Origin of the sequence: Microbacterium sp. JZ31, assembly GCF_016805985.1 — a bacterium.
Lineage (GTDB): Bacteria > Actinomycetota > Actinomycetes > Actinomycetales > Microbacteriaceae > Microbacterium.
Map to the genome: position 1 here is coordinate 275,719 of NZ_CP017661.1, position 18,713 is coordinate 294,431.

Annotated in this window: 17 protein-coding genes; 13 read left to right on the top strand and 4 right to left on the bottom strand. The window is 71.3% G+C overall.

The annotated features are described in order from the left end of the window. Nucleotides 1–55: 55 nt before the first annotated feature. The 8 genes from BJP60_RS01330 to BJP60_RS01365 all read left to right on the top strand — a co-directional run bounded on the left by BJP60_RS01330 (nucleotide 56) and on the right by BJP60_RS01365 (nucleotide 10,862). Nucleotides 56–2,071 (top strand): alpha-1,4-glucan--maltose-1-phosphate maltosyltransferase, encoded by a 2,016-nt coding sequence (locus tag BJP60_RS01330; RefSeq protein ID WP_203137048.1) that lies wholly within the window; start codon nucleotides 56–58, stop codon nucleotides 2,069–2,071. Beyond that, on the top strand, nucleotides 2,068–3,840 hold the full coding sequence (gene treS, locus BJP60_RS01335) for a maltose alpha-D-glucosyltransferase (protein ID WP_203139467.1): 1,773 nt from the start codon (nucleotides 2,068–2,070) through the stop codon (nucleotides 3,838–3,840). The genes BJP60_RS01330 and treS overlap by 4 nt, the downstream gene beginning before the upstream one ends. Then, nucleotides 3,837–5,276 carry a maltokinase N-terminal cap-like domain-containing protein gene (locus BJP60_RS01340; RefSeq protein ID WP_203137050.1) on the top strand — a complete coding sequence of 480 codons (1,440 nt, stop codon included), beginning with the start codon at nucleotides 3,837–3,839 and terminating at the stop codon, nucleotides 5,274–5,276. The genes treS and BJP60_RS01340 overlap by 4 nt, the downstream gene beginning before the upstream one ends. Beyond that, nucleotides 5,273–7,546, top strand: a complete 2,274-nt coding sequence (glgB, locus tag BJP60_RS01345) for a 1,4-alpha-glucan branching protein GlgB (RefSeq protein ID WP_238439498.1) — start codon at nucleotides 5,273–5,275, stop codon at nucleotides 7,544–7,546. The genes BJP60_RS01340 and glgB overlap by 4 nt, the downstream gene beginning before the upstream one ends. 99 nt (nucleotides 7,547–7,645) lie before the next feature. After that, complete coding sequence (locus tag BJP60_RS01350) at nucleotides 7,646–8,317, top strand: FadR/GntR family transcriptional regulator (RefSeq protein ID WP_203137052.1); 672 nt, start codon at nucleotides 7,646–7,648, stop codon at nucleotides 8,315–8,317. After that, the gene (locus tag BJP60_RS01355; protein ID WP_203137053.1) at nucleotides 8,314–9,192 is read left to right on the top strand and encodes an amidohydrolase family protein; all 879 of its coding nucleotides are present in this window, start codon (nucleotides 8,314–8,316) and stop codon (nucleotides 9,190–9,192) included. Before BJP60_RS01350 ends, BJP60_RS01355 begins: the two co-directional genes overlap by 4 nt. Nucleotides 9,193–9,279: 87 nt before the next feature. Next, nucleotides 9,280–10,119 (top strand): fumarylacetoacetate hydrolase family protein, encoded by an 840-nt coding sequence (locus BJP60_RS01360; RefSeq protein WP_203137054.1) that lies wholly within the window; start codon nucleotides 9,280–9,282, stop codon nucleotides 10,117–10,119. A gap of 8 nt (nucleotides 10,120–10,127) precedes the next feature. Further along, nucleotides 10,128–10,862, top strand: a complete 735-nt coding sequence (locus tag BJP60_RS01365) for an SDR family NAD(P)-dependent oxidoreductase (protein ID WP_203138826.1) — start codon at nucleotides 10,128–10,130, stop codon at nucleotides 10,860–10,862. A 173-nt stretch (nucleotides 10,863–11,035) separates the two neighbouring features. Here the strand turns inward: BJP60_RS01365 and BJP60_RS01370 are convergent, their stop codons facing one another. Beyond that, the gene (locus BJP60_RS01370) at nucleotides 11,036–11,308 is read right to left on the bottom strand and encodes a GlsB/YeaQ/YmgE family stress response membrane protein (protein ID WP_203137055.1); all 273 of its coding nucleotides are present in this window, start codon (nucleotides 11,306–11,308) and stop codon (nucleotides 11,036–11,038) included. Nucleotides 11,309–11,447: 139 nt separating this feature from the next. Further along, a complete protein-coding gene (locus BJP60_RS01375) occupies nucleotides 11,448–12,038 on the bottom strand; it encodes a hypothetical protein (RefSeq protein ID WP_203137056.1) in 591 nt (196 codons plus the stop codon). Nucleotides 12,039–12,083: 45 nt separating this feature from the next. On the opposite strand from BJP60_RS01375, the gene BJP60_RS01380 reads away from it, so the two are divergent. From BJP60_RS01380 to BJP60_RS01400, 5 genes are all read left to right on the top strand, one after another. Beyond that, nucleotides 12,084–12,596 (top strand): adenine phosphoribosyltransferase, encoded by a 513-nt coding sequence (locus BJP60_RS01380; RefSeq protein WP_238439499.1) that lies wholly within the window; start codon nucleotides 12,084–12,086, stop codon nucleotides 12,594–12,596. A 334-nt stretch (nucleotides 12,597–12,930) separates the two neighbouring features. Next, nucleotides 12,931–13,989 carry an ABC transporter substrate-binding protein gene (locus tag BJP60_RS01385; protein ID WP_203137058.1) on the top strand — a complete coding sequence of 353 codons (1,059 nt, stop codon included), beginning with the start codon at nucleotides 12,931–12,933 and terminating at the stop codon, nucleotides 13,987–13,989. Nucleotides 13,990–14,040: 51 nt separating this feature from the next. After that, on the top strand, nucleotides 14,041–14,877 hold the full coding sequence (locus BJP60_RS01390) for an ABC transporter ATP-binding protein (protein ID WP_442923430.1): 837 nt from the start codon (nucleotides 14,041–14,043) through the stop codon (nucleotides 14,875–14,877). Next, entirely contained in the window at nucleotides 14,870–15,679 is an 810-nt protein-coding gene (locus BJP60_RS01395; protein ID WP_203137061.1) for an ABC transporter permease, read from the top strand. The genes BJP60_RS01390 and BJP60_RS01395 overlap by 8 nt, the downstream gene beginning before the upstream one ends. A 2-nt stretch (nucleotides 15,680–15,681) precedes the next feature. Further along, complete coding sequence (locus tag BJP60_RS01400) at nucleotides 15,682–16,488, top strand: ABC transporter permease (RefSeq protein ID WP_238439500.1); 807 nt, start codon at nucleotides 15,682–15,684, stop codon at nucleotides 16,486–16,488. A gap of 6 nt (nucleotides 16,489–16,494) precedes the next feature. Here the strand turns inward: BJP60_RS01400 and BJP60_RS01405 are convergent, their stop codons facing one another. Then, nucleotides 16,495–17,127, bottom strand: a complete 633-nt coding sequence (locus BJP60_RS01405) for a GntR family transcriptional regulator (protein WP_238439501.1) — start codon at nucleotides 17,125–17,127, stop codon at nucleotides 16,495–16,497. A gap of 88 nt (nucleotides 17,128–17,215) precedes the next feature. Further along, on the bottom strand, nucleotides 17,216–18,691 hold the full coding sequence (gene tcuA, locus BJP60_RS01410; RefSeq protein WP_203137064.1) for an FAD-dependent tricarballylate dehydrogenase TcuA: 1,476 nt from the start codon (nucleotides 18,689–18,691) through the stop codon (nucleotides 17,216–17,218). Nucleotides 18,692–18,713 lie beyond the last annotated feature (22 nt).

Genomic DNA, 18,713 nt, shown 5'->3' on the forward strand with positions numbered 1-18,713 from the left:
CGCAAGCTCTCGGCCGAGAGTGGCCAGCGTGATCCGTCTGTGACAGGTTGGGCACATGGTCGGACGCATACCCGTCATCGACGTGCACCCGCTGGTGGATCAGGGGCGCCGCCCCGCGAAGGCCACCGTCGGCGAGCCGCTGCCCGTGCAGGCGACAGTCTTCCGCGAGGGGCATGATCAGCTCGGCGCGGAGATCGTGCTGATCGGTCCCGGCGGCACGCGCCGGCCCCCTGTCCGGATGCGCCAGCTCGTCGCGGGAACGGATCGCTACGAGGCCTGGGACACCCCGGACGTCGAGGGCGACTGGGCGTTCGAGGTGCACGCCTTCTCGGATCCGCTCGCGACCTGGACGCACGACGCCGGCATCAAGATCCGCGCGGGCGTCGACATCGAGCTGATGTTCCTCGAGGCGCGCCTGCTGCTGGAGCGCATCCGCGCGGAGGCGGACGGGCTGACGGCCGACGACGAGGCGGCCCTCACGGCCGCGGAGGACGCCGCGAGCGACGAGATCCGCCCGATCGACGCGCGGCTCGCCGTGCTCGAGGGCCCGGAGACGCAGGGGCTGTTCGTGCGGCACCCGCTGCGCGACCTGCGCACTGTCGCGGGTCCGTATCCCCTCTACGCCGACCGCCGCCGCGCGCTGACGGGCTCCTGGTACGAGTTCTTCCCGCGGTCCGAGGGCGCCACGCGCGACCCGCAGACCGGCAAGGTCACGAGCGGCACGTTCAAGACGGCCGTGCAGAGCCTCGACCGCGTGGCCGCCATGGGCTTCGACATCCTGTACCTGCCGCCCATCCACCCCATCGGCGAGGTCAACCGGAAGGGCCCGAACAATACGCTCACGCCCGGCCCGGACGACACCGGGTCGCCCTGGGCGATCGGCTCGAAGGACGGCGGGCACGACGCGATCCACCCGGATCTCGGCACGTTCAAGGACTTCGACGCGTTCGTGAAGGAGGCGAACAAGCGCGGGCTCGAGGTCGCCCTCGATCTCGCGCTGCAGGCCGCTCCCGACCACCCGTGGGTGAAGAGCCACCCGCAGTTCTTCCGCCACCGCGCGGACGGATCGATCGCGTACGCCGAGAACCCGCCGAAGAAGTACCAGGACATCTATCCGATCTACTTCGACGACGACTTCGAGGGCGTCGTGAAGGAGGTCACGCGCGTCGTGCGCCTGTGGATGTCGCACGGAGTGCGCGTCTTCCGCGTCGACAACCCGCACACCAAGCCCGTGATCTTCTGGGAGCGGCTGCTGGGCGACATCCGCCGCACCGACCCCGACGTGATCTTCCTGTCGGAGGCGTTCACGCGCCCCGCGATGATGCACACGCTCGGCTCGGTCGGCTTCCACCAGTCCTACACGTACTTCACCTGGCGCACCGCGAAGGGCGAGATCGAGGACTACCTGCGCGAGGTGACGCGCGAGAGCGACCACCTGATGCGCCCGAACTTCTGGGTCAACACCCCCGACATCCTGCACGCCTCGCTGCAGTACGGCGGTCCCGCGATGTTCGCGATCCGTGCCACGCTCGCCGCCATGGCGACGCCCGCATGGGGCATGTACGCGGGCTACGAGCTGTTCGAGCACGTCGCGGTCCGGCCCGGGAGCGAGGAGTACCTCGACAGCGAGAAGTACCAGATCCGCGTGCGCGACTGGGCCGGGGCCGAGGAGTCGGGCCGGACGCTCGCGCCCTACATCGGCACGCTCAACGACCTGCGTCGCAAGCACCCCGCCTTGGGGCTGCTGCGCAACCTCGTCGTGCACGCGACGGACGACGAGCACATCCTGTGCTTCTCCAAGACGCACGGCGCGGACACCGTGATCGTCGTGATCAACCTCGACCCGCACGGAGCGCACGAGACCACGGTGCGCCTCGATCTCGCGGCCGCCGGCCTCCCCGAGAGCTACGTCGTGAGGGACGAGCTGACGGGGGCCGAATGGGTGTGGGGCGCCGACAACTACGTGCGCCTGGATCCCGCGGGCGATGTCGCGCACATCCTGAGCGTGCGGCCCGTCGGCCAGCCCGCGACCGACGACACCGACTTCGACCACGGAGAGGACCTCGCGTGACCGCTGCTGGATCCGAGCCCGCGCCGTACACCGCGTCCATCCCGGTCCTGTCGCAGGAGCCGTTCCCGGACAGCCCCGTCTCGACGGAGCCCGAGTGGTTCAAGACCGCGGTGTTCTACGAGGTGCTCGTGCGTTCCTTCAAGGACGGCGACGGCGACGGCACGGGCGACTTCCGCGGTCTGATCGAGAAGCTCGACTACCTCGAGTGGCTCGGCGTCGACTGCCTGTGGCTGCCGCCGTTCTTCCCGTCGCCCCTGCGCGACGGCGGGTACGACGTGGCCGACTACACGGGCGTGCTGCCGGAGCTCGGCACGGTCGACGACTTCCGCGCGTTCATGGCCGAGGCGCATGCGCGCGGCATCAAGGTCATCATCGACTTCGTCATGAACCACACGAGCGACGAGCACCCGTGGTTCCAGGCGAGCCGGTCGGATCCGGACGGCCCGTACGGCGACTTCTACGTGTGGAGCGACACGGACGAGCTGTACCAGGACGCGCGCATCATCTTCGTCGACACCGAGCCCAGCAACTGGACCTGGGATCCGGTGCGCCAGCAGTACTACTGGCACCGCTTCTTCTCGCACCAGCCCGACCTGAACTTCGACAACCCGAAGGTGCACGAGGCGATGCTCGACGCCATGCGCTTCTGGCTGGACATCGGTCTCGACGGCTTCCGCCTCGACGCCGTCCCCTACCTGTACGAGCGGCCGGGCACGAACGGCGAGAACCTTCCCGAGACGCACGAGTTCCTCAGGAAGGTGCGCCGGATCGTCGATGCCGAGTACCCCGGCCGCGTGCTGCTGGCCGAGGCGAACCAGTGGCCGGCCGATGTCGTGGACTACTTCGGCGACCCCGCGGTGGGCGGCGACGAGTGCCACATGTGCTTCCACTTCCCGGTGATGCCCCGCATCTTCATGGCCGTGCGCCGCGAGTCCCGCTATCCGATCAGCGAGATCCTCGCGCAGACGCCGCCGATCCCGTCCGGCACGCAGTGGGGCATCTTCCTGCGCAACCACGACGAGCTCACGCTCGAGATGGTCACGGACGAGGACCGCGACTACATGTGGAACGAGTACGCGCAGGACCCGCGCATGAAGGCGAACATCGGCATCCGCCGGCGTCTCGCGCCGCTGCTCGAGAACGACATCGACCAGATCGAGCTGTTCACCGCGCTGCTGCTGTCCCTGCCCGGATCGCCCGTGCTCTACTACGGCGACGAGATCGGGATGGGTGACAACATCTGGCTCGGCGACCGCGACGGCGTGCGCACGCCCATGCAGTGGACGTCGGACCGCAACGCCGGATTCTCGACCGCGAATCCCGGCAAGCTGTCGCTGCCGGTGGTCCAGGACCCGGTGTACGGCTACCTGGCGGTCAACGTCGAGGCGCAGCAGGAGGACCGCTCGTCGCTGCTGCACTGGACGCGCCAGATCATCCAGACGCGCAAGCGCCACCCGGCGTTCGGGCTCGGCAGCTTCAACGACCTCGGCGGATCCAACCCCGCCGTGCTGTCGTACTCGCGCGAGCACACGAACGCCGACGGATCCGTGGATGTCATCATCTGCGTCAACAACCTGTCGCAGTTCCCGCAGCCGGTCGAGCTGGACCTGCGACGCTTCCAGGGCATGGTTCCCGTCGAGTTGATCGGCGGGGTGCCGTTCCCGCGGATCGGCGAGCTCCCGTACCTGCTGACGCTGGGTGGGCACGGGTTCTACTGGTTCCAGCTGCACGCGCCGGCGGACGAGGCAGAGGAGGTGGGGCTGCTATGAGCGAGTCCCTCGAGAAGGACGACGCCCTCTGGGAGGGCTATCTGTCGCGAACACGATGGTTCGGCGGGAAGGGCCGGCCCTTCCGCGTGAGCGGCGTGCGGGCGCTCGCCGAGCTGCCCGTTCCGCCCGTGCCCGAGGGTGCCGCGCGCGTCACCGTGTACCTGGTGACCGTCGACTACGCCGACGACGAGGGCGGCACGGAGCAGTACCACGTGCCGCTGTCGAGCTACGACGACGTGCAGGAGCGGATCGCGTACGCGTTCGTCGGCTCGGTCGAGCGCGAGGACGGACGGCTCCAGCACCTCTACGACGGCGCACACGACCGCAATGCGATGGCGCTGTGGCTCGAGGGCTTCGTCGCGGCCGAGGAGTCGGGCACCGCGCAGCTCGGCGGCATGCGGTTCCGCCGCCTCGTTCCCGGCCCGCGACTCGACCCCACGCTGCAGTCGTCCCCGCTCACGGGCGAGCAGTCGAACTCGTCCGTGAAGTTCGACGACACGGCGATCATGAAGCTGTTCCGCAAGGTCAGCCCGGGCGTGAACCCCGACATCGAGATCCACGAGGTGCTCACCCGGGGCGGATCGGACTTCGCCGCCGACCTGTACGGCTGGATCGAGGTCGACCTGCCGGACGACGGCGGAGTGCTGCAGCTGGCGATGCTGCAGGAGTTCCTGCGCACCGCGAGCGACGGATTCGAGCTGGCCACGGGCAGCGTGCGCACCCTGCTGGCGCACCTCGAGCTCAGCGTCGAGGAGTCCGGCGGCGACTTCGCGGGCGAGGCGACGCGGCTCGGAGAGGCGCTGGCCGCCGTGCACGCCATGCTGCGCGACAGCTTCCCCGCGCAGGGGCGCGGCGAGGACAGCACGGGCGAGCTGGCGGGCGCCATGATCGCCCGCCTCGATCACGCGCGCCGCACCGTGCCCGAGATCGAGCCGTACGCCGAGCGCCTGCGCGCGGCATACGACGCCGTGGCCGCGCTCGGTCAGCTGGACGTGCAGCGCGTGCACGGGGACCTGCACCTGGGCCAGACGCTGCGCACCTCGCACGGCTGGAAGATCGTCGACTTCGAGGGCGAGCCCGGTCGTCCGTTCGCCGAGCGGGCGCTGCCCGACTCGCCGTGGCGCGATGTTGCGGGCATGCTCCGGTCGTTCGACTACGCCGCGCGCGTGGTCGAGATGTCGGGCTCCGGCGGCGACGGCGCCGAGGCGCCGCTGCGCGCGCAGCGTGCGCGCGAGTGGTCCGCCCGCGCCCGCCGTCACTTCCTCGAGGGGTACATCGCCGCGCTCGGGGACGAAGCGGGCTCGGCCGAGCAGCGTGCCGTGCTGCTCGATGCCTATGTGGCCGACAAGGCCGTGTACGAAGCGGTCTATGAGAAGCGCAACCGGCCGTCGTGGATCGCGATCCCGCTGGCCGCGCTGGAACGGATCGGTGGATGATGGCCGAACCTCAGATCCTGCCCGTCGACCGGGCGACGCTCACTGCGGTGGCCTCCGGGCTGCACCACGACGCGCACTCCGTGCTCGGGCCGCATCCGCACGACGGCGGCGTGACCGTGCGCGTGCTGAAGCCGCTCGCGTCGGCCGTGACGGTCCGCTACGAGACCGCGCCGTCGCGGAAGTTCCCCGACGGCTGGGTGGACGTCCCGCTCGAGCACGAGCACGAGGGCATCTGGGTGGGCCTGCTGCCCGCCACGCCCGGGGCCTCGCCCGATGACGTGCCCGCGTACCGCGTGGAGACGTCGTACGGCGACGGCGAGGAGCGCGTCTCGCACGTCCGCGACGATCCGTACCGCTTCCTCCCGACGCTCGGCCAGATGGACCAGCACCTGATCGGCGAGGGCCGGCACGAGATGCTGTGGCGCGTGCTCGGCGCGCACGTGCATCGCTACGAGGGCTGGGGCAGCGCGCCCGACGTCATGGGCACCGCGTTCGCCGTGTGGGCGCCGCGCGCCCGCGCCGTGCGCGTCAAGGCCGACTTCAACGACTGGGACGGCCGCGAGCACCCGATGCGCCGGCTCGGATCGTCCGGGGTCTGGGAGCTGTTCGTGCCCGACGTGGGTGCCGGCACGCGCTACAAGTTCCAGATCCTCGGCGTCGACGGGGTGTGGCGCGAGAAGGCCGACCCCATGGCCAACTACACCGAGGTTCCCCCGCTGACCGCGTCGATCGTGCACGAGTCGTCGTACCAGTGGGGCGACGACGAGTGGCTCGAGCGTCGCGCCGCCGATGCGAAACGCGGGCACACCGACCGTCCCATGTCGATCTACGAGGTGCACCTCGGCTCCTGGCGTCGCGACCGCTCGTACGAGCAGCTCGCCGACGAGCTCGTCGGATACGTGAGCGACCTGGGCTTCACGCACGTGGAGTTCATGCCCGTCATGCAGCACCCGTTCGGCGGGTCGTGGGGCTACCACGTCACGTCGTACTACGCCGCGGACAGCCGCTTCGGCGATCCGGACGGCCTCCGCCTGCTGATCGACCGCCTGCACCAGGCGGGCATCGGGGTCATCCTCGACTGGGTGCCCGGTCACTTCGCGACCGACGAGTGGGCGCTCGCGCGCTTCGACGGGGCGCCGCTGTACGAGGACCCCAACCCGCAGCGCGGCTGGCACAAGGAGTGGGGCTCCCACATCTTCGACTTCGGCAACCCGCCGGTGCGCAACTTCCTGTACGCCAATGCGCTCTACTGGCTCGAGGAGTTCCACGCCGACGGCCTGCGCGTCGACGGCGTCGCCTCGATGCTGTACCTCGACTACGCACGCCGCGACGGCGAGTGGACGCCGAACATCCACGGCGGCCGCGAGAACCTCGAGGCGGTGCAGTTCCTGCAGGAGATGAACGCCACGGTGTACCGGCGCGTGCCGGGCGTCGTGACGATCGCCGAGGAGTCGACATCCTGGCCCGGCGTCACGGGCCCCACCTCGGGCGGCGGCCTGGGCTTCGGCTTCAAGTGGAACATGGGCTGGATGCACGACTCGCTCGGGTACATCAAGCGCGACCCCGTGCACCGCGTTCACCACCACGGCGAGATGACCTTCTCGCTCGTGTACGCCTGGTCCGAGAACTACGTGCTGCCGATCTCGCACGACGAGGTCGTGCACGGCAAGGGCTCGCTGCTGCGCAAGGCGCCCGGCGACCGGTGGCGTCAGCTCGCGACGCTGCGCGCCTACCTCGCCTACATGTGGGCGCATCCCGGCAAGCAGCTGCTGTTCATGGGTTCGGAGTTCGCGCAGGAGTCGGAGTGGGCGGAGTCCCGCGAGCTCGACTGGTGGCTGCTGGACCTCCCCGACCACCTCGGCGTGCACCGCGCGATGAAGGACATCAACGCGCGCTACCGCGAGACGCCGGGCCTGTGGGCGCTCGACACCAAGCCGGAGGGCTTCGAGTGGCTGGTCGCCGACGACGCCGGTGCGAACGTGTTCGCGTTCGTGCGTCGTGACGGCGACGGATCGCAGCTGGTCGCGATCAGCAACTTCTCGGCGCAGCCGCACGACCGGTACGGCCTGCGCTTCCCGGCGGCGGGAACGTGGGACGAGGTGCTGAACACCGACGCGTCGGACTACGGCGGCTCCGGTGTCGGCAACTTCGGTCGCGTCGACGTCCCGGAGGGCGGCGTGCGCGAGATCGCCCTGCCGCCCCTGGCGACCGTATGGTTCCGCCATCGCGGCGCCGACGCGGACGGCGCGTCGGACGCGCTCGACGAGTAGGAGAGCGGGGCGCGGCCTCCTCCGCCGCACCGCGGAGGAGGCCGTTCCCCGGCTGCAGACGCGCGCGGAGACATCCGATGTCTCGCTAGGCTCGCTCGCATGGCCGTCACAGATCAGGCGATCGCCGGCATCAAGCAGATGATCGTGTCCGGAGAGCTCGGCCCCGGCGACCGGCTCCCCCCGGAGAAGGAGCTCAGCGAGCGGCTCGGGCTCTCCCGCAGCTCCTTGAGGGAGGCGGTCAAGGCGCTCGAGGTCATCCGGGTGCTCGACGTGCGCCGCGGTGACGGCACCTACGTCACGAGCCTCGAGCCGCGCCTGCTGCTGGAGGCGTTGTCGTTCGTCGTCGACCTGCACCAGGACGACTCGATCCTGGAGATCTTCGCGGTGCGCCGCATGCTCGAGCCGGCCGCCACCGCGCTGGCGGCGCGCACGGCGAGCGACGCTGACATCGACGAGATCGCGGCGCTGATCGCGGAACTCGGCGATGCGCCCGACATCGAGGCTCTCGTCGCGCACGACATCGCCTTCCACAACCGGATCGCCGCGGCGACGGGCAATGCCTACCTGGCGAGCCTGCTCGAGTCGCTCTCGGGCCGCACGGTCAGGGCGCGCGTGTGGCGCGGCATCACCGAGGGCGGCTCGGTCTCCCGCACGATCGGCGAGCACCTCGGCATCGTGGAGGCCCTCCGGCGCCGCGACGCCGAGCTGGCGGAGGCGCTCATGGTCGCGCACGTCGCCGGCATCGAGGAGTGGCTGCGGCGGGCGGCATGAGCGACGCGGACACGGCGCAGGACGGCCCGGCAGGCTTGCTCGACGCGCACGTGCACGTGTGGCGTCCCTCCGCCCTGCCGTATCCGTGGCTGCGGAGCGTCCCGACCCTCGCGCGCGACTTCGCTCCCGCTGATCTCGACGACGCGGGCGGTGCGATCCGCGAGTGGGTCTTCGTCGAGGCGGACGCCGACCTCGACGCGGCGCTCGACGAGGTGGCGTGGGTGTCGTCCCTCGACTGGCCGGGGCTTCGGGCGATCGTCGCCCACGCGGATCTGACCTCGCCGCAGCTTGCGGAGCACCTCGCCACGCTGTCGCGGTTCCCGCTCGTGCGGGGAGTGCGCCATTCGCTGCAGGATGCGCCGCCGGACGTGCTCGCGTCGCGGGCGTTCGCCCGGGGCCTGCGCACTGTGGGGGAGGCGGGTCTGACGTTCGACGCCTGCGTGCGCTCGCCGCAGCTCGAGGCGCTGGCGGAGGCGACGGCCCAGGCGCCCGGCACGCCGATCGTCCTCGACCACCTCGGCAAGCCGCCGGTCGGCCCGGGGCCCGACAGCGGAGAGGGGCGTCGCTGGCACCGCGCCGTCGTCCGTCTCTCCGCTCAGCGGAACGTGTCCGTCAAGCTCTCCGGCCTCGCCGCCGAGGCCCCGTCCGCCCCGGCGCTCGCCGCGCACGGGCCGGCCTTCCTGCGCGCCGCCCTCGAGCTGTTCGGCCCCTCCCGCGCGATGTTCGGCGGCGACTGGCCCGTGTCGGGGATGCCGGGCGCCGGCGTGCCGGTGGAGACGGCGCTCGCGATGCTGCGGGAGGTCGTGCCGGCGCACGACCGGCACGACGTGTTCGGCGGCACGGCGCGCCGCTTCTACCGCATTGCGAACGTCTAGACATCCGACCTATCGCGCGCAATGGGTGTTACGGTGGGCGTCAGGCCGCCCACCGCGGCTCGAGACCTCGGATGTTCGGAGCAGCACATGCGATTCGCGCGACTCGGCGCGCTGGGCGAGGAGCGCCCGGTCGCCGTCGAAGACGACACGTTCTACGACCTCACCCCGCTCACGGATGACATCACGGGCGCGTTCCTCGAAAGCGGCGGCGTCCACCGTGCGCGCGCCGCGCGGGAGGCGGGCGAGCTGCCCGTGATCGACGGCGCCGGGCGGCGCATCGGCGCGCCCATCGCCCGGCCGTCGGCCGTCTACTGCGTCGGCATGAACTACGCCGCCCACGCGGCGGAGTCGGGCGCGCGGCCGCCCGAGAACCTCGTCATGTTCATGAAGGCGCCCAACACCGTGGTGGGGCCGTACGACGACGTCGCGATCCCGTCCGGCAGCGAGAAGACCGACTGGGAGGTGGAGCTCGGGATCGTCATCGGGCGTCGCGCCTCCTACCTCGGCTCGCGCGACGAGGCCCTGGAGCACGTGGCGGGCTTCGTGCTGGCCAACGACCTGTCGGAGCGCGCCTGGCAGCTGGAGACCTCGGGCGGGCAGTGGGGCAAGGGCAAGTCCGCGCCGGGTTTCTCGCCCACCGGCCCGTGGCTCGTCACTCCGGACGAGGTGGACTGGTCCGACCTGCGCCTGCGCAGCTTCGTGAACGGCGAGCCGCGGCAGGACTCCAGCACGGCCGACCTGATCTTCGACGTGCCGTACATCGTCTGGCACCTGTCGCAGCACCTGGCGCTCGAGCCGGGTGATCTCATCCTGACCGGCACGCCCGAGGGCGTCGCCCTGTCGGGCCGCTTCCCCTACCTGCGTCGCGGCGACGTGGTGGAGCTCTCGATCGACGGGCTGGGCGCGCAGCGGCAGGTGATGGTGTGAGCGGTGCGATGGGCGGCATGGTCGCGATCGTCACCGGCGGCGCGTCCGGCATCGGCGCCGCGATCGTCGCCCGGCTGCGGAAGGAGGGCGCGCGCGTGGCGGTGTTCGATCGCGAGCTGGGCGAGGGACTGGCCGACGCGTACCGCGTCGACGTGAGCGACGACGCCGGCGTGCGCGCGGCGGTCGCCGCCGTGGCCGACGAGATGGGGCGCATCGACGTCGTGGTCAACAACGCCGGCGTCGGCGCCCAGGGCACGATCGAGGACAACAGCGACGAGGAGTGGCACCGCGTCTTCGACATCAACGTGGTGGGCATGGTGCGGGTGGCACGCGCCGCGCTGCCGTGGCTGCGCCGCTCGCCGTCCGCCGCGATCGTGAACACCGCATCCATCGCCGCGACCGCGGGCCTGCCTCAGCGCGCGCTCTACGGCGCGACCAAGGGCGCCGTGCAGGCGCTCACGCTGCAGATGGCGGCGGACCACGTCCGCGAGGGCATCCGCGTCAACGCCGTCAGCCCCGGCACGGCCGACACCCCCTGGGTCGGCCGGCTGCTCGCCGCCGCCGACGATCCCGTCGCCGAGCGTGCCGCGCTCGAGGCGCGACAGCCCCACGGGCGTCTCGTGCGTCCCGAGGAGATCGCCGACGCGGTCGCCTACCTCGTCGGCCCGCGTGCCGGGTCGACGACCGGAGTCACGCTGGCCGTCGACGGCGGCGTCGCGGGCCTGCGCCTGCGATCGCAGTAGCCGGCCGCCGCCCCGCCGGGCATGCGAGAACGCCCGCCGCGATGCGGCGGGCGTTCTTCTGTCAGGACGCACATCCTCCGGGGCCGACCCGCAGATCGCGGGGTCCGGTGGCTCGTGAAGACGTGTTCCTCTTGCGGTCGGACGCGAGGAACCCTGCGTCCGACGCTTCTTGCTTACCGGGTGCTGCTCTTGTTGCGTCCGGTGATGAGGCCCCAAATCAGCAGCACGATGATCGCGCCACCGATGGCCAGCAGCCAGGTGGAGAGGCTCCAGAACTCGTTGATTCCCACTCCGAAGATCGCAGAGCCGATCCAGCCACCGAGAATGGCGCCGACGACTCCGAGGATGAGCGTGACGATCCAGCCGCCACCCTGCCGCCCGGGCAGGATCGCCTTCGCGATCGCTCCGGCGATGAGTCCGAGGATGATCCATCCGATGATGCCCATTGCGCGCTCCTTTCCTGCGGGGATGTCCCGCAACAGACACGTTACGGAGGGTCGGCATTTCCTCGGAGGGGCTTGACATTCGCTGGGAGATTGCGCTTAGAGCTTCCGCTCAGCGGGACATAGGAAACGCGCAGGCAGCTCAGGCGGGGCCGAGACGGAGGACGCCGGACGTCTCCGGGACGCGCAGGTCGTCGACGACGCGGACGCTCCGCGCGAGATCGTCCACGGAGGCGAGCACGGTCCCGAAGCGCTCGCGATCACCCGACACGGCCGTGACCGTGACGAAGTGCGCGCCGGTGTCCCACGTGTACTCGGCGAGCGGCGGCGTGTTCGGCGTCCGCGGCTCGTCGAGCACGAGCCGCTCGCCCATCCCGAGATAGGCGCCCTGGAAGGGCTCGGTGTCGTCGTACTCCATCGGCCTCATGGCGCGCGCGGCGCGCAGCTGCGGCGTGATCTCCTGCACCTGCGCGGCGACCACGACGAGCTCGGGATCGTCCTTCCACACCCACACGAGCACGCGCCCGTCGGCACGCCGCAGCAGCAGGGGAGCGGCCTGGCTGAGGGTCCACGCGAGCACGCCGCTGCCGCGCCCCTGGCCGCCCATCATGAGGGATCCCTGACCGAGCAGCATGCGGATCGCCGCCTTGCGATGGCGGCGGCCGCGCAGTCCGAGCGAGCCCGTGACGGCGACCCAGCGTGCGGCGTCGGCGTCGGCCTGCAGTCGGGTCATGGCTCCAGGGTATTCGGGCTCGGGGCGGTGGGGGAGGATGGGAGGGTGGACGCCCTCACCCGAGCCGAGTCGCTGATCGCCCTGACCCCCGACTACCCGGAGCCGGGCGTCCTGTTCCGCGACGTGTCGCCGTTGCTGGCGGACGGGCCCGCGCTGCGGGCCGTGACCGAGGCGCTCATCGCCCCGTTCGAGGGGCGCTTCGACATCGTGGCCGGCATCGAGGCACGCGGCTTCCTGCTCGCCGGCTACGCGGCCGCGCTCTCGGGCGTCGGCATGCTGCAGATCCGCAAGGCGGGCAAGCTGCCCCGCCCGGCGGCGGCCGTGTCGTATGCGCTGGAGTACGGCACCGCCACGATCGAGGCCCCCGGCGTGCTGCACCAGGGCGAGCGCGTGCTGCTGCTCGACGACGTGCTCGCGACGGGCGGCACGCTCGCGGCCGCGGACAAGCTCGTGACCGAGCTCGGCGCATCCGTGATCGGATCCGCCGTCGTCCTGGAGCTGACGGGCCTCGGCGGCCGCGCCGTCGCGGGCGACGTGCACACGGTCTTCACGGCCTGACGCCGGGCAGCGGCGCCCCGAGACCTCATCCCCTGTGACGAGTCATCGCCGCACGGTGATGTCCCGCGCCGCACGTGAGGTCTCGCAGCGGCGGCGGACTCGACCCGCGGCGTTCGATACACAGCCGTGACCGCGTCGGGGCCGGTTTGGTCCTCCCGCAGTATTTCGCCGGGGCAGAATGTTTTACATTGCCGAAACGCGGGTGTCCGGCTGGTGTTCTCGCCGACCCGTACGGTGTGGACATCAGCGGCTTCCCGCCGATCGTCCCTCGCGCGAGACCCCCCGGAAACCCTCCGGATGTCGGATCGCGCCCTTCCCCGAGTGGAGAACCCGAATGATCCGCACCCCTTACGTCCGTCGTGGCCTCGCCGCCGCGGGCCTCACCCTCACCGGCGCGCTGGCGCTGAGCGCGTGCGCCGCCACGTCCGCCCCCGCCGCGGAGGGCGAGGAGGAGTCCGCGTCGCACGGCTCGATCACCGTGCAGCAGAGCTGGATCAAGAATGAGGAGTTCGCGGGCGAGTTCTACGCGATCGAGAAGGGCTACTACGAGGAGGCCGGCTTCGACGAGGTCACGCTGCTCGAGGGCCCCTCGACCGGCGTCGCCGAGCTCATGGGCGGCACGGTGCAGATCGCGCTGAACGACCCGCTCGCCGTCGGCGCCGCGGTCGCGAACGAGGGCGCCACGATCAAGATGATCGGCGCGACCTTCCAGAAGAACCCCTTCACCGTGCTGTCGCTCAAGGACGGCGCCGACATCGCGACCGTCGACGACCTCAAGGGCAAGAAGATCGGCGTGCAGGACTCGAACCGCGCGGCGTTCGACGCGTTCCTCGAGGCGAACGACATCGCTCAGGACGAGCTCGAGATCGTCGCCGTGCAGTACGACCCGGCGCCGCTCGTGAACGGCGAGGTCGACGGCTTCTACGCGTATCTCACGAACGAGGCGCTGACCGTCAAGCTGGGCGGCAACGACATCACCAACCTGCCGCTCGCCGACAACGGCTTCCCGCTCGTCGCCGAGACCGTCTCGGTCACCGACGCCTACCTCGCCGAGAACCGCGAGCTGCTGAAGGACTTCCTCGTCGCCGAGATCAAGGGCTGGACCGACGTGCTCGCCGACCCCGAGCAGGCCGCCGAGGATGTCGTCGCCGACTTCGGCACCGACCTCGACCCGGTCAAGACGCTCGAGGCGATGAAGGCGCAGGCCGAGCTCATCTCGACGCCCGACACCGAGGAGCACGGCCTCTTCAGCGTCACGGAGGAGATGCAGCAGGCGACGGTCGACAGCCTGGCGGGCGCCGGCATCTCGGTCGAGGCCTCGCAGATCTTCGACCTGTCCCTGCTCGAAGAGGTCTACGCCGAGCACCCGGAGCTCGTCGACTACGCGGGCTGAGCCCGTCCGTCCGGCAACAGCGGGGAGAACCACACCGTGACCGACACGGCCCTGCAGGTCGGTGCCCAGGACACCCCGGGCACCGGCCTGCACATCAGCGGACTGAACAAGGTGTTCCGGCAGGGGCGGCGCGACGTCGTCGCGCTGCAGGATGCGAACCTCCACACCGAGCAGGGCACGTTCCTGTCGCTGCTGGGCCCCTCCGGATGCGGCAAGTCGACGATCCTGCGCATCCTCGCCGGGCTCGAGGCGCCCACGAGCGGCACGACGCGCGTCGACGGGAAGTCGCCGAAGGAGCTGCGCGCCTCGAACAGTCTCGGCATCGCGTTCCAGGACGCGGCGCTGCTGCCGTGGCGCAGCGTGCAGGCGAACATCCAGCTGCCCTTCGAGGTGGCCGGAAAGCCCGTCGACAGGGACTACGTGGCCGAGCTGATCGCCCTCGTCGGCCTCACGGGCTTCGAGAAGGCGAAGCCGGCGCAGCTGTCGGGCGGCATGCGTCAGCGCGTGTCGATCGCGCGCTCGCTCGTGATGAAGCCCGAGGTGCTGCTGTTCGACGAGCCGTTCGGCGCGCTCGACGACATGACGCGTCAGCGCCTCAACCTCGAGCTGCTGCGCATCTGGACTGAGAAGCCCGCCACCACGCTGCTCGTCACGCACGGCATCTCGGAGGCGATCTTCCTGAGCGACAAGGTCGCGGTCATGACGCCGCGCCCCGGCCGGATCAAGGAGGTCATGGACATCGACCTGCCGCGTCCGCGCACGCCCGAGATGATGCGCACGCCGGAGTTCCACGCGTACGTCGACCACGCGTCCGACCTGCTGTTCGGAGCGCCGTCCGCCGAGGAGGCATCCGCCGTCGCCGCGCCGACCGAGGCGACGCATGGCTGACGCGCGTCTCGACCGCACGCCGGTCCCGGCCTGGGTGTGGGGCGTCGCGGGGGCCGCGGGCATCGTCGCGGTGTGGTGGGTGCTCGCCGCGACCGTGCTGTCGTGCCTGGGCCCGAACTGCGCGCAGCCCATCCCGACGCCCGGGCAGGTCGTGGTCGAGGCCGCGCAGCGCGGTTTCGGGTTCTTCGCGCCGCAGTTCGGCGTGACGCTCGCCGAGGCGGGCCTCGGCTACCTGTGGGGCAACGGGCTCGCGCTCGTGTTCGCCGCGCTCGTGCTGATCGTGCCGCGCGTCGAGGGCCTCGTGATGCAGCTCGCGACCATCACGTACTGCCTGCCGATCGTGGCGATCGGCATGGTGCTCATCGTGATGCTGCCGATCCCGCAGGCCGGACGGCCGTCGCTCACGTCGGTGATCCTGGCCGCGCTCAGCGTGTTCTTCACGACGGTCGTCGGATCACTGCTCGGCCTCAAGGCCGCCGACCGCAGCGCGCTCGACGTCGTCTCGGTGTACGGCGGGTCGCGGCTCACGCAGCTGCGCAAGGTCCGCCTGATCGCGGCGCTGCCCGCCATCCTGAACGCCCTGCAGATCGCCGTGCCGGCCGCGTTCCTCGGCGCCGTGCTGGGGGAGTTCTTCGGCAAGGTGCAGGCGGGTGTGGGGCGCGCGATGATGATCGCGCAGGTCGACTTCAACCCGCCGCTCGTGTGGGCGCTCGCGATCCTGTCCGGGCTCGTGGCGCTCGCCGGGTACTGGATCGTCGGACTGGTCGCGCGCGCCGTTGCGCCCTGGTCGAAGGGGGCGTGAGCATGGGCACCTCCTCGACGCTCCGCGTGCTCGGCCGCGGGTTGCTGATGTTCGCCGTGACCCTGCTTGTCGTCACCGTCCTGTGGCAGGTCATGCTGTGGGTGTTCGGCGTCAACGCGTACGTGGGCAAGGGCCCCGCGGACGTCTGGCGCTACCTCGTCGCCGACCCCGCAGCCGCGGAGAACCGCGCGCTGCTGTCCGGGCGGCTGTGGGTCACGCTCGGGCACGCGTTCATCGGCTTCGCCGCCGGCCTCGTCGTCGCGCTCGCCGCGGCGATCCTGTTCCAGCTGAACCGCGGTGTGGAGCACGCGCTCATGCCGCTCGCGATGCTGCTGCGATCCGTGCCGCTGGTCGCGATGGCGCCCGTCATCACGCTGATCTTCGGGCGAGACCTGTGGACGGTCGCGGTGATCGGCGGCATCGTCGTGCTGTTCCCCGCGCTCGTGAACATCGTCTTCGGCCTGCGCTCGGCGTCGCCGCAGATGACGGATGTCGTGCACGTCTACGGCGGATCGGCGTTCACGGCGCTGCGCAAGGTGGCCCTGCCCTCGTCGCTGCCCGCGTTCTTCGCGGCGGTCCGGATCTCCGTGCCCGGCGCGATCACGGGCGCCCTGCTGGCGGAGTGGCTCGCGACGAGTGACGGCATCGGCGGCGGCATCGGCCCCGCGATCTCGCAGTCGAAGTTCCCCGAGGTGTGGGCGTCGGTCGTGCTCGTCACGGCCGCGGCGCTCATCCTGTACAACGTCATGCAGGTGATCGAGGACGTCGCGCTCACCCGCATGGGGATGCATCCTCTGCGCGGGGTCTGAGCGCGATCAGGGGTGCGGGTGCGAGCCGTCCGCGTACATCCGCAGCCGCACCTCGCGCGCGCCCGTCATGTGGTGCTCGGCGATCTCCCGCGCCGCCTCGGCGTCGTGGCGGGAGATCGCCCCGAGCAGCTCGTCGTGCTGGCTGATGACCTCGTCCCAGCGCCCCGGCCAGTCGAGCGTCGTCGTGGGGTAGCGCCGCAGGTGCACGTGCAGCCGCTCGAGCAGGTCGATCAGCGTCGGGCTGTGGCTCGCCTCCCACAGGGCGGAGTGGAACGCCCGGTTCGCGACGGCGCGCTCCTCGGCGCCCTCGAGGCCCCGCATCGCGTCCTGCCGCGCGCGCAGCCGGGCGAGATCCAGATCCGTCGCGTGCTTCGCCGCGGCGCGCGCCGCCGATCCCTCGAGCGTGATGCGCACGTCGTAGATGTCGAGGATCTCCTCAGGCGACGTCGCGCGCACGACCGCGCCGCGCGGCCCGCGCTCGACGAGCCGCTCGATCTCCAGGCGGTGCAGCGCCTCGCGCACGGGGGTGCGGCTCGTGCCGAAGTCGGCCGCCAGGGCGTTCTCCGACAGGATGCGCCCGCCCTCCAGGCGACCGGCGATGATCGCGTCGCGGATGCGCTCGTACACGCTCGTCGCCACGCGACCACCTCCGTCTCGATCGTATCCGTGCGGCGCGGCCGCCCCGCACCGCCCCCGTCAGGCCACGGCGTTCCCTCGCCGCACCCCGTCAGGCCGCGGCGCCCGTGCGACGGCCGAACACCATTCCCGCCGCCAGTCCGGATCCGCCGGGGTAGTTGCCGCTGAAAAGGCCGCCGAGCATCTCGCCGCATGCGAACAGCCCCGGGATGGGCGTGCCGTCCGCGCCGAGCACGCGCCCGTCGAGGTCGCCCTTCACGCCGCCGAACGTGAACGTGATGCCGCACGTCACGGGGAAGGCGTAGAACGGCGGCGTCTCGATCGGCGAGGCCCAGTTCGACTTCGGCGGCGCGGTGTGCGCCGCGCGGCCGTCCTTGACCGTCGGGTCGTAGGGCGCGTCGCGGTCGATGCTCGCGTTGAAGCCCTCGACCGTGGCGACGAACCCGTCGCGCGCGATGCCGGCCGCGTCCGCGAGCTCCTCCAGCGTGTCGGCCGTGTGCACGCCGATCCCCGGCATGTCGTACTCCTCGGTGCGCAAGGCGGGCCGCAGGGCGGCGTCGAACACCTGCCACGCGACCGAGCCGGGCTGGGCGAGGATCTCGCGGCCGTACTTGGCGTAGGTGTAGTTGCGGAAGTCGGCGCCCTCGTCCAGGAAGCGCTCGCCGTGGCGGTTGACGATGATCCCGAGCGGGTAGCTCTGGCGCGTCAGGCGGTTGGTGAGCTCACGGTTGGACTCGTTGTGCTCGGCGCCGGCGTCCCACTGCACGCTGTGACAGGTCGACCAGTCGCCGCCGCGCTGGGCGCCGATCTCGAGCGCCGCCAGCAGCATGTCGCCCGTGTTGTACGGCGTGCCGCGCACCTTGGCGTTGGCCCAGCCCGGCCCGAGGTGCTGCTCGCGCAGCTCGGGGCTCGACTCGAAGCCGCCCGCCGCGAGGACCACGCTCTCGGCCCGCACCTCGTGCGTGTCGCCGTCGGTTTCGTACCGGACCCCGGTGACCGCGCCGTCCTCGACGATCAGCGACCTCGCGCGCGCGCCGTAGCGCACCTCGGTGCCCATCCGCTCGGCCACCGCCGTGTGGTCGTCGATCAGGCCCACGCCGCCGCCGACGTTGCCCACGTGCAGGCCGCCCCAGAAGAGGTAGGTGCCGTCCGGGCGGGCGTACGCCTGGCGCTCGTACATCAGGCGGTACTTGAGCCCGAGACCGTGCAGCCAGCGCACGGCCTCCGCGGCCTCGTCCACCAGCACGCGCGCCATGTCCGGGTCGGTGCGACCGTCCGTCACCTTGACGAGATCCGCCAGGTACTCGTCCGAGGAGTACGGCGGCACGATCGTCGCACCGTGCCGCTCATCCGGCTCGACGATGTCGCGCAGGTCGTCGAGCCCGCCGTGCGGGATGCGGGTGGCGCCGGCCGTGTAGTAGCTGTTGCCGCCCGCCATGTCGTGCGTGCCGCGCTCGAGCAGCAGAACGCGCCGCCCGCGCTCGGCCGCCGCATGGGCCGCCGAGAATCCCGCGTTGCCGCCGCCCACGACGATGACGTCGTATCGCTCGGGTGAAGTGGATTGCACTGATTCCTCCTGGTCAGTCGGG